This is a genomic window from Bradyrhizobium sp. USDA 4541, assembly GCF_024171085.1.
GTDB lineage: Bacteria > Pseudomonadota > Alphaproteobacteria > Rhizobiales > Xanthobacteraceae > Bradyrhizobium > Bradyrhizobium australafricanum.
Window position 1 is genome coordinate 1,872,039 of record NZ_JALJZF010000001.1, and the last position, 10,834, is coordinate 1,882,872.

The following is a 10,834-nucleotide window of genomic DNA, read 5'->3' on the forward strand; positions in this document are numbered from 1 at the left end:
TTCGCGGTGAGCCCCCCTCACCCGGATCGCATCTGCGATGCGATCCGACCTCTCCCCGCAAGCGGGGCGAGGTAAGAGTTGGACTCGGCCTTCGACCAATCCTGTCATGTCACTCTCCAAACCGGATACGTGGGTCGATTGCCGCATAAAGCATGTCGACGATGAAGTTCACCACCACCACGACGACGGCGATGAACATCACGAGGTTCTGCACGATCGGGTAGTCGCGCCAGCGCAGCGCCTCGACCAGGAAGCGGGCGATGCCAGGGATGTTGAACACGGTCTCGGTGACAATCAGGCCGCCGATCAGGAACGCGGCCTCGATGCCGATCACGGTGATGACCGGCAGCACCGCGTTCTTCAGCGCGTGGTGATAGTTCACGGAGGCCTCGGAGGCGCCCTTGGCACGCGCGGTGCGGATATAGTCCTGGCGCAGGATCTCCAGCATCGAGGAGCGGGTGATGCGCATGGTGAGTGCCGCGCTGCGGAAGCCCACCGCCATCGCCGGCACCGCATAGATGGTCAGCGCCTCGAGCCAGGTTTTCGGGTTCGGATTGAAGATCGGCATGGTGCCGAACAGCGAGACCGAGGCCATCAAGACCAAGAGGCCGAGCCAGAAAGACGGCAGCGACAGGCCGCTGAGGCTGACGACGCGCAGCGCATAATCGAGCCGTGAGCCCTGGTGGACGGCGCTGATGACACCGAGCGGAATACCGATCGAGGCGGAGAACAATAGCGCCAACCCGGCGAGCCGCGCCGTGATCGGAATCCGCGGCAGGATTTCCTCCAGCGCCGGCTTTTCCGAGACGTAGGAATAGCCGAGATCGCCGTGCAGCAGGCCGCCGATCCAGTGCAGATACTGGATCACGATCGGCTGGCTGAGGCCAAGCTCGCGCTCGAGATTGGCCTTGTCGGCGGGATCGACGAAGCCTGCGGCGTCGAACAGGATGTCGACGATGTTGCCGGGAACGACGCGCAGCAGCACGAAGATGATGACCGAGATCCCGAACAGGGTCACCAGCATCAGGAACAGCCGCCGCACGATATAGGCAAACACCCTGGCTCTCTCCTTGATCCCGCCTGTGTCTTGTCTTCCGGCGCGCTGTTTCTTTTGCGCGAACCGGTATCCACTTCGCCCGAAAACGCTAGGCCTACTTATCCAGCCAGACGTCTTCGTAACGATAGCCGTTATAGGAGCTGTTGGACATGATCGTGACATTCTTCACGTAAGGCTGCCAGCAAGTGCCGGTGCGGGCATGGAAGATGATCGGACGCGCGACGTCTTCCTGCAGCTTCTTGTCGATCTCCCAGACCAGCTTCTTGCGCTTGTCGACGTTGGTCTCTTCCGACTGCTGGTCGAACAGCTTCTCGATCTCCTTGTTGCAATAGTTGGTATAGTTCCGCTCCGAGCCGCAGGCATAGTTCTCGTAGAACGACTGGTCGGGCTCGTCGACGGCATTGCCGGTGAGGTTGAGGCCGAGCGAATAGTCCTTGCGGGCGATCTTCGGGAACCATTGCGCGGTGTCGACGACGTCGAGCTCGGCGTCGATGTAGATGCTCTTGATCTGGTCGATCAGGATGATCGCGGGATCGCGATAGACCGCGATGTTGCGGGTCGAGACCTTGATCTGCAGGTGCTTGTCCGGGCCATAGCCCGCCTTCTGCATCAGCTTGCGGGCCTCCTCGCGGTTCTTCTCGATGTCGGGACCGTAGCCGGGGATCTGCTCCAGCATGTCCTTCGGCATCGCCCACAGCCCGTCCGGCGCCGGCTCCATGGTACCGCCGATGTCGCCCTGGCCTTCGAACATGATCTGGATGAACGCCTTGCGGTCGAGCGCCAGCGCCAGCGCGCGGCGGATGTCGAGATTGTCGAACGGCGGCGCGGTCGAATTGATGATGATGTTGGTGGAGACGTTGTTCGGTTCCACCATGCAGACCGCATTGGCCGCCTGCGACTTGACGTCCTTGAGCAGCGGGATCGAGACCTCGGTCGGGAACGTCATGTCGAACTTGCCGGAGACGAAGCCGAGGATTGCGGTCGAGCGGTTCGGGATGATGGTGAACTCGATACCGTCAAGATAAGGTAGGCCCTTCTTGAAGTAATCCGGGTTCTTGGTGAGCTTGATCGATTCGTTGGCCTTGAACTCGACGAACTTGAACGGGCCGGTGCCGACCGGCTTGGTGCGCATCTCGGCCGGCGACACATGGCAGGGATAGACCGGCGAGTAGCCCGAGGCGAGCAGCGACAGCAGCGCCGGCTGCGGCCGCTTCAGCTTGAACGACGCCTCATGGTCGCCGTTGGTCGTGACCTCTTCAACTTGCTCGTACCAGGACTTGCGCGGGTTCTGCCGGAACTTCTGCTGCGACTTGCCCATCAGCATGTCGAAGGTGCATTTGACGTCGGCGGCGGTGAACGGCTTGCCGTCGTGCCATTTCACGTCCTTGCGCAGCTTGAAGGTCAGCGTCTTGTTGTCGCCGCTCCAGGCCCAGCTTTCCGCAAGCTCGGGCCGGATCGTGCTGGTGCTGTTCTGGGCGATGTGCTGGTCGAAGATGACGAGATTGTTGAAGATCGGCATGAACGGAACGTTCAGCGAATAGGTCGCGCCCTCGTGGATCGAGGCGCTGCCGGGGCTGTCGCGGTGATAGATCCTGAAGATGCCGCCCGGTTTCGGCTCGGCTGCGCCTGAAACGTCGCTGATGATCAGCACAGACAACACCGCGACGGCCAGCGCTTGCACGCTCCGCATGGTCCCCTCCCACATTTCGGTCTCAATGGCCGATTGGCATCGACGATACCACGGTGAGGCTGTCGGGCAACCAGCGAGGATCGCGCGGGGATTGGCAATTCGGATGACCCCACAACATTAAAATTTCCACGGATCGGGAATAATGGCTGTGATTGCGGGGAACCTGGGTCGTTTTGCTATGCAGCGGCGAAACTCCGTTTGGCCGATGTGTGCGGCATGAAGCGGGCTGCAATCAGCGACAGTATGTCGCCGATGTAAGCCGCGCACTGCACACGCTCTCCGTCATCCTGAGGAGCGCGAAGCGCGTCTCCAAGGATCGACGGCCCAGCTGGTGGCCGTGCATCCTTCGAGGCTCGCTCCGCTCGCACCTCAGGATGACGGGGAAACATTCGCATTCACCTCACTCCGCCGCCTGCGGCGAAGGCAGGTGCATGTTGGCGACGCCATCGGCCTCGGTCGCCGAGATCGTGGTGCGAATCATCAGGCGGCCCTCATGCGCCGGCCAGGGGCGGCCGCGATGCATGGTGGCGCGGTTGTCCCACATCACGACGTCGCCCTGCTTCCATTGATGCAGATAGCTGACGCCGGGCGCGGTCGCGGCTTCGGTCAATTGCTCGATCAGCGCCCTGCCGGCCTCGGTATCCATGCCCTCGACGCCATAGGCATGGGAGGCAAGATACAGCGCGCCGCGGCCGTTGACGGGATTGCGCCAGACCATCCGCCAGCATACCGGCGGCAGCGCGTCGACTTCTTCAGTCGTTGCGAGGCCGGCGGCCACCTTGCTGCGCGAATGCGCGTAGGAGTGCCAGGCGAACGCGTTCTCCAGCCGACTTGCCGCGTCCTTGTCGAGCCGCTCGAAGGCAAGCCGCATCGAGACGAATTCGGTCTCGCCGCCATGTTCAGGAATGATGCGCGCCGACAGGATCGAGGTCAGCGCCGGCACCTGCTTGAAGGAAGAGTCGGTGTGCCAGAGCTGGTTGGCCCTGGCGCGCAGCTGCTGCCGGTGATCGGATGGAACTACCTTGCCGTCGGGCCCGAAGGTCGAGAGGATCACGAAATGCGAACCGGTGCCCATCGAACCGACCTTGGTCACCTCGGGCGGACCGAACCGGCGCGAGAAGGCGAGCTGGGTGTCGTTGCTGACCTCCTGGCCGCGGAACACCAGCACCGAATGTTCCTCGAACGCCGCGCGCACCGCCGCATAGGCGGCATCGCTGGCGGCAACGTCTGACAGCGCGACGCCGCGCAGCTCGGCACCGAATCCCGGACGCAGTGGGATCACTTCCATCGCAAGTCCTCCCTTTTCTTTGTTGTTGCGGCGAGGTTAGGGGAAAAGCCCGCGATCGGCAACGCGGCCCGCGGCGCCTCAGCCCATTGCGATCAGATTGTGCCGCGTGCGCCGGTCCGCGACCTCGATGCGATGTGTGACGAAGGCGAACAGCGCCCAGCTGGAATGGAAGGCGACACCGGCCAGAATCACGATGGTTCCGGGAATCGGACCGATCGAAGCGCGGTCCAAGATCGCGCTCATCGTGGTCAGCGGTAGCGGGTGGATCGCCAGCTTGCCGTAATAGGCGATGGCCTGGATCGCGAAGATCCAGCCATAAGTCCGTCGCAGGCGCCGGCCGATCGCTCTGACATAGCTGATGTGATAGCTGGGGCGGCGGTAGTCGTTGGCGAGCAGGTCGGTCCAGGCTGCGTTCGGTGTGGGGCCCTCGCCGCGGATCATCGGTGCGTAGAAATCGGTTTCGAGCAACCGCGCCCGGGCGCGCCAGACGTTGAAATAGCGATAGCGCCGCGCCTCGAATAGCAGGAATACGGTCACCAGCAGTCCGACCAGGACCATCGGCAAGGGCGAGGCTTCCGCACTGCTGTAGGTCGCCGACAGCGCGATCCCGGTCGTTACCACCGCCCAGTTGGTCGAACTGTCGAGACGGGTGCGCCAGACCGTGCTGCGATAGACCTCGCCACGATAGAGATGGGCGAGTGCACCGATCTCGGCGGCAGTGAATTCGAGCCTTCCGGCCTGCACCGGCTCCGGCTCGCGCGGCTGGGGCAATGGCATGGCGGCCTCCGGCGAAGCTGGCTTACGATCCCGGAGCATAGCGCGAAATCCGCGCGACCGGCGAGTCCGTTGCGTCCGTCGGCTTGGTTGGCAGCATCAGTCCGGATGCCGCACCGCCGCTCACACGATCCGCGAGGTCTTGTTGCCCCAATAGCGGTCACGCAGCAGGCGCTTGTAGAGTTTGCCGGTCGGCAGCCGCGGCAGCTCGGCTTCGAAATCCACCGAGCGCGGCACCTTCTGGCGCGACAGCGAGCCGGCGCAGAACGCGATCAGTTCCTCGGCAAGCTCCGGCCCCGGCGCGATGCCGTCGACCGGCTGCACCACCGCCTTCACTTCCTCGCCGAGATCGACATTGGGCACGCCGAACACCGCGGCGTCGGCGACCTTGGGATGGGTGATCAGGAGGTTCTCGCATTCCTGCGGATAGATGTTCACGCCGCCGGAGATGATCATGAAGGTGGCGCGGTCGGTGAGATAGAGGAAGTTGTCGTCGTCGACATAGCCGACGTCGCCGACCGTGCTCATGCTGCCGTCGGCCGAGCGCGCCTCGCCGGTCTTGGCGGGGTCGTTGAAATATTCGAATGGCGTGGCGGTCTTGAACCACACGGTGCCCGGCGTTCCCTTGGGGCAAGGCTGCATGTTCTCGTCGAGGATATACAGATCGCCGAGCAGGACCCTGCCGACGGTGCCGCGATGCGCGAGCCACTCCTCGCTGTTGCAGGCGGTGAAGCCGAGCCCCTCGGTCGCGCCGTAATATTCGTGGATGATGGGGCCCCACCATTTGATCATGTCGTCCTTGACCAGCGCCGGGCAGGGCGCGGCGGCATGGATCGCGATCTCGAGGGTCGACAGATCGTAGCGGGCGCGAACCTCCTCGGGCAGTTTCAGCAGGCGCGAGAACATGGTCGGCACCAGCTGGCTGTGGGTGATGCCCCATTGCTCGACCAGCTGCAGATAGCGCTCCGGGTCGAAGCTCTCCATGATGACGACCGTGCCGCCCATCCGGATGGTGAGATTGACCGCGGCCTGCGGCGCCGAGTGGTAGAGCGGCGCCGGCGAGAGGTAGACCATGCCCTCGCGGTAGTGCCAAAGCTTGGTCAGGAAATCGAACAGCGGCAGGTTCTGCGACGGCGGCTGCTCCGGCAGCGGCCGCACGATGCCCTTGGGCCGGCCGGTCGTGCCGGAGGAATACAGCATCGCGGTGCCGGCAAACTCGTCCGCGATCGGCGTTGACGGCAGGCTTGCGGTGGCCTCTCGCAGTCCGACAATGCGATCGCTCTCGCTTTCGCCGTCGACCACGATGCAGAGCTCGACCTGCGGACACTGCTTCAGCGCCTCGCGCGCGATGTCGAGCTTCAGCTTCGAGGTGATCAGGATCCGCGACTGGCTGTTCGTCAGGATGTAGGCTAGTTCGCCCGCGGTGAGGTAGGAGTTGACGCAGGTGAAGTAGAGCCCGGCGCGCTCGCCGGCGCCGCAGGCCTCGAGGTAGCGGTTGTTGTTCTCCATGATGATCGAATAATGATCGAGCCGACGCAGCCCCTGCTTGCGGAACAGATGCGCGAGCCGGTTGGAGCGCGCCTCGAGCTCACGATAGGTGACGGTCTCGCCGGTCCCGGCCATGATGAAGGCGGGTTGCAGCGGGCGCAGGTAAGCATGCTTGCCGGTATACATCGAACTCCAGATCCCCCTTGATCGTGCTTGTTCTTGTTTGACGCGTTTTCTTCACGCGAACCGGTACCCACTTCGCTCGAAAGCGCTCTATGCAGCCATCTCCAGAATCTCGCGAACTTGGGATGGATCGTCGATCTTGCGCGGATTGCGCGGCACCCAGGGCGTTCGCATCGCTTGCTTTGCGATGCGGTCGAAATGCTCGGGGCCGACGTGGACCTCCTGCAGGCTGCGCGGCATGCCGAGGTCGCGGATGAAGAGGTCGAGCACGTCGCCGGCGTCCGCGCCCGCATGTCCCATTGCGGCCGCGACCAGCGCGTGCCGGTCGGCATTGTCGCGCTTGTTCCAGCGCATCACCGCGGGCAGCATCACGCACGAGGTATAGCCGTGCGGCACGTCGAATTCGGCGCCGAGCACGTAGCCGATGCCGTGGCTCGCGCCCATCGGCACGCCCGAGGCGAGCGGGCCGGTGGAGAGCCAGGTGCCGATCTGGCAATCCATTCGCGCCGAAATATCCTTCGGGTCGGCTTTCACCCGCGGCAGGCCGGCTGCCAGCATCTCGAGTCCCTTCAGCGCCTGCGCGTCGCCGTAAGGATGCGCCTCGCGCGAGCAGATGCCCTCGACGCAATGGTCGACGGCACGGATGCCGGTCGACAGGAACAGCCATTCCGGCGTGTGCACCGACAGTTCCGGATCGAGGATGGTGGCACGCGGCATCACCAGCGGATGGCGCAGCATCTCCTTCTGCCGCTTGGCCTCGTTGGTGACGCCGGCGATCGACGAGAACTCGCCGCCGGCGATGGTGGTCGGCACGCTGATCTGGCGCACGGTCGGTGGGTTCATCGCGGGCGAGACGCCGCCATGGGTGCGGATCGTCTCGATGCCGTCGGACGTCGTGACGTTGTTGGCGAGGCAAAGCTGCACCGCCTTGGCGCCGTCGGTGATCGAGCCGCCGCCGATCGTGACGATCAAATCCGCTTTCGCGCCGCGCGCCTGCTCCGCCGCCGCGATCACCGCGGCGCGCGGCGTATGCGCCGGCATCTTGTCGAAGGTGCCGACGCAGCGGCGCCCAAGCGCCGCGCGAACCTTCTCGATCTCGTCGGTCTCGCGGTTCAGCGTGCCCGACACCATCAGAAAGGCGCGCTCGGCGCCAATCCGGTCCAGCTGCTCGACGATGGCCTCACGCGCGGGCCGCCCGAACACGACCTCGTCCATGGCACCGAATACGACACGGCCTTGATGCAAGCGCCTGTCCTCCCTCAACACGGTCCGCCTTGCTGGCGGACCTTTGCGGCGAGGTTAGCGGAGGAAATCGGGGCCGTCATCAGGGCTCTGGGCCGGTGGCTTGATACGGTCGCGCCGCCCATTCCGCGGTCGTCCCTGCGAAAGCAGGGACCCATAACCACAGGGTTGCGTTGTTGAAGTGAGCTGTGGCCCGAGCGCTGGCTAAACAATTGGCATCGGTGGTTATGGGTCCCGGGTCGCGCGGAGCCTGTCATCGGGCGGCGCTTCGCGCCGACCCGTTGGCTTGCCCGGGACGACATCGAATATGTGGCGCTCGCGTGCGTCATACATCCGCATCCTCGCGGCGCGCTGCATCCGAGTCTTGCGTTTACTTGCCTCCCCCTGGAAGCAGAGGGCGCCCCGGAATGACGGTGAAAGCTTCAGGTCGAAATCGGATGACCGGCAGAAATCTTGACGGCAACATCGCCGCGTGTGTTACACCTCGAAAGCAACAGGGACGTGCGCATGACATCGACCGTCGATCTCGCGAAACTGCATATTGACGACTTCACGCCGCATCAGGATGCGGAGTTCGCGATGCAGGCGGAGAGGGATTGCGTCGTGCCGCTGAAGCTCGCCAAGGTCGAGCCCGCGGGCAACAGCGGCCGGCCGGGCGGCGCGTTCTCGCTGCTGTTCGCGGGCCCGAAGGGCGCGTGGCTGCCGCAGGCGATCTATCCGGTGCGGCATCCGGCATTGGGCGTGATCGAGATGTTCCTGGTGCCGATCGGTCCGGTCGCGGAGGGCAATGGTTATCAGGCGATCTTCACCTGACGCTCTGCCGCCCGCCAGCGCATCAGGTCGTAAACGCCCTTGTCTTCCTCGGTGATGAAGCCGAGCCGCCGGTAGAGCCGCATCGCCGGGTTGAGCTTCTCGACGTGGATCGAGACGTCCTTGCCTGCGGCCTTCGCCTCCTCGATCGCGTCGCGCAGCAACGCTTCGCCGTAGCCCCTGCCGCGATGCTCGGGCAGGAAGGCGATGTCGATGATGCGGTGCTGGCTCGGCCAGCGTTCGAGATAGAACCGGCCGACGTCTTCACCCTGGCGCGCGATCACCAGCCAATCGGCGTTCGGATAGTGCTGCTGGTAGTGCGCGTGCTGGGCGCGGAATTGCTGCTCGAGAAAGGCAGCCTTGTCGGCCTCGCTCCACGGCACCGGCGCAAGTTCCTCGGCGCGCGTCGAGGCATAGAGGCGGCCGAGGAACGGCAGGTCCGCCTCCGACAGGCGGCGAAAGCCGCAACCGACTTCGGCCGCGCGCGCCCAGCCGAAGGCGGACGTGATGGTGCCTGGCGCGTCGAGAGCCAAAACGAGCTCAGCCTCGCGCCGGGAAGATGCCCTGCAGTGCGATGCAGAAGTTCAGCGTGAGGTAAGGTTGCATGTTGTTGTGCGGAAGGTTGCCGCCCGTCATGCCGATCATGGTGGCGTTCATCTGCGTCAGTGTTGGCGCCGGGCTCCCGGGCACGTAGGCGAACGCGTTGGCCGATTTGCCGAGGATGCGGGTCGGGCTCGGGACTTGAACGTCGGCCGTGTCCTGCGTACCGACGTTCACGGGGTGGTTGTGCTGCGGTATCTGGTTTTGCAGCAGCGTCACATTGGGGGAGCCGATGGTCTCGCCGAGGTCATACGGCGACAGCCCCGGGCCCTGTCCGGGCGCCAGCGGCGCGTTGCCCTGCATGTTGGGAAGCGCGAAATTCGAGGTGCCGTTGCCGCCATAGGTGACGCCGAGCAGCGAAAACAGCGCCGTGTTCTGCGAGATCGGCAGGATCTGGCCGCTGCAGAAGGCCCAGCCCTTGGGAGCGAAGTTGAACGGAAAGATGCGGATTTCGGCGACGAAGGGGTCGGCCATGGTGTCGCGCTCCTAGCCCTGGCTCGGGAAAATGCCGGACAGCGAAATGATGAAGGTGACGCAAAGCAGCGGCTGCAAATTGCTGTGCGGCAGGTTTCCGCCGGTATTCGTCAGCATTCCGCCTGCCATGGGCCCGTCGGGCGGCTGGCCGTCGATATACATCGCGATTGTGCCGGTCGTCTGATCGAGAATATTTCCCTGCGGGTTCGACGCGGTGCCGGTCTGCTTCGCGGCGATGAAGGCGTGCGAATGCTGTGGGATCGTCTGCGTCGTGAGTGTTACGTTTTCGACGCCGCCAGTCTGCCCCATGGCATAGGTCGTGCCGCTGCTGGCGGTGCCCGTGTGGATTGGCACACGGCCGCGCAGATCGGGGACCGCGAAGGTGGATTGGCCATCGCCGCCATAGGTGGTGCCGATCAGATTGAACAGCGCGTCGTACTGGGAGATCGCCAACAGGCTGCCGTCACAGAAATTCCATCCGACCGGGGCAAAGCTGCCGCCGAACATACGGATTTCGCCTAAATAGGATTCTGACATCGGCGCTTCTCGTCAATTCTGCGAGGGGAAAATGCCCTGGAGGGCAATGCTGAAATTGATCGTCAGGAACGGTTGCATGTTCTGATGGGCCTGGCTGCCGCCGGCATTGCCCACGGTCAATGGATTGAGCGGGGTGATGTCGGTCGTCGACGTGCTGTAGCCGTTGTTGAAGGCACCGAGATAGGCCCCCGAATCGAGCGGCTGGCTACCGTTGCTGTTGGTGGCGTTGGCCAAATGATTGTGCTGCGCCATCTCGTTGATCGTGAGCGTGTGGCTCTCCTCGCCGCCGCGTTGGCCGAGCGTATAGCCGGGGCCCATACTTATCGGCACCCGGCCTCGAAGGTCGGGCAGGCCAAAAGTGACGCGCCCGTCCCCGCCATAGGTCGTACCTAGCAACGAGAACAGTGCCTGATTCTGAGCGATGGGAAGCAGTTGGCCGTTGCAAAATGCCCAACCCTTGGGCGCAAAGCCGAACGACATCATGCGGACTTCGGAAAGAAACGGATCGGCCATCGGTCCTCCGCGAATACGTCGTACGATTTGTGAAAAATTCGAAGCAATGATGCTGCGTGTGCAACGTCTGCACGATAGCGTGTTTTGCGGCTAGTGCAACCTCAACGATTGTCTGGTTTCCGCGATTTTTTCGATTCCGCGGCCGCGCGAGCCATTCGCAGTTCGCGACGAGACGGTA

General features: G+C 63.8%; 11 protein-coding genes. 1 reads left to right on the forward strand and 10 read right to left on the reverse strand.

Features of this window, described 5'->3' with window-relative positions:
- Positions 1-109: 109 nt before the first annotated feature.
- The 6 genes from J2R80_RS08710 to J2R80_RS08735 form a co-directional block, all read right to left on the reverse strand.
- A complete protein-coding gene (locus J2R80_RS08710) occupies positions 110-1,057 on the reverse strand; it encodes an ABC transporter permease (RefSeq protein ID WP_057021208.1) in 948 nt (315 codons plus the stop codon).
- A 94-nt stretch (positions 1,058-1,151) separates the two neighbouring features.
- Complete coding sequence (locus J2R80_RS08715) at positions 1,152-2,747, reverse strand: ABC transporter substrate-binding protein (RefSeq protein WP_253588610.1); 1,596 nt, start codon at positions 2,745-2,747, stop codon at positions 1,152-1,154.
- A gap of 400 nt (positions 2,748-3,147) precedes the next feature.
- Positions 3,148-4,035 (reverse strand): TauD/TfdA family dioxygenase, encoded by an 888-nt coding sequence (locus J2R80_RS08720; RefSeq protein WP_253588611.1) that lies wholly within the window; start codon positions 4,033-4,035, stop codon positions 3,148-3,150.
- 78 nt (positions 4,036-4,113) lie between these two features.
- On the reverse strand, positions 4,114-4,812 hold the full coding sequence (locus tag J2R80_RS08725) for a DUF2270 domain-containing protein (protein ID WP_371852193.1): 699 nt from the start codon (positions 4,810-4,812) through the stop codon (positions 4,114-4,116).
- Positions 4,813-4,932: 120 nt separating this feature from the next.
- A complete protein-coding gene (locus J2R80_RS08730; RefSeq protein ID WP_253638367.1) occupies positions 4,933-6,483 on the reverse strand; it encodes an AMP-binding protein in 1,551 nt (516 codons plus the stop codon).
- 87 nt (positions 6,484-6,570) lie between these two features.
- Positions 6,571-7,725 (reverse strand): iron-containing alcohol dehydrogenase, encoded by a 1,155-nt coding sequence (locus J2R80_RS08735; protein WP_076834875.1) that lies wholly within the window; start codon positions 7,723-7,725, stop codon positions 6,571-6,573.
- A 504-nt stretch (positions 7,726-8,229) separates the two neighbouring features.
- Between J2R80_RS08735 and J2R80_RS08740 the strand changes: the two genes are divergently transcribed.
- Entirely contained in the window at positions 8,230-8,535 is a 306-nt protein-coding gene (locus J2R80_RS08740) for a DUF6916 family protein (RefSeq protein ID WP_245311923.1), read from the forward strand.
- Here the strand turns inward: J2R80_RS08740 and J2R80_RS08745 are convergent.
- The 4 genes from J2R80_RS08745 to J2R80_RS08760 are packed head-to-tail and all read right to left on the reverse strand — an operon-like array spanning position 8,517 to position 10,656.
- Positions 8,517-9,065, reverse strand: coding sequence for a GNAT family N-acetyltransferase (locus tag J2R80_RS08745; RefSeq protein ID WP_253588613.1), 549 nt, complete (start codon positions 9,063-9,065; stop codon positions 8,517-8,519). The genes J2R80_RS08740 and J2R80_RS08745 overlap by 19 nt on opposite strands.
- A 7-nt stretch (positions 9,066-9,072) precedes the next feature.
- On the reverse strand, positions 9,073-9,606 hold the full coding sequence (locus J2R80_RS08750; protein ID WP_253638368.1) for a phage tail protein: 534 nt from the start codon (positions 9,604-9,606) through the stop codon (positions 9,073-9,075).
- Between the two features lie 12 nt (positions 9,607-9,618).
- Positions 9,619-10,143, reverse strand: a complete 525-nt coding sequence (locus J2R80_RS08755; RefSeq protein WP_076834878.1) for a phage tail protein — start codon at positions 10,141-10,143, stop codon at positions 9,619-9,621.
- Positions 10,144-10,155: 12 nt separating this feature from the next.
- Positions 10,156-10,656, reverse strand: coding sequence for a phage tail protein (locus J2R80_RS08760; protein ID WP_225162022.1), 501 nt, complete (start codon positions 10,654-10,656; stop codon positions 10,156-10,158).
- Between the last annotated feature and the right edge of the window lie 178 nt (positions 10,657-10,834).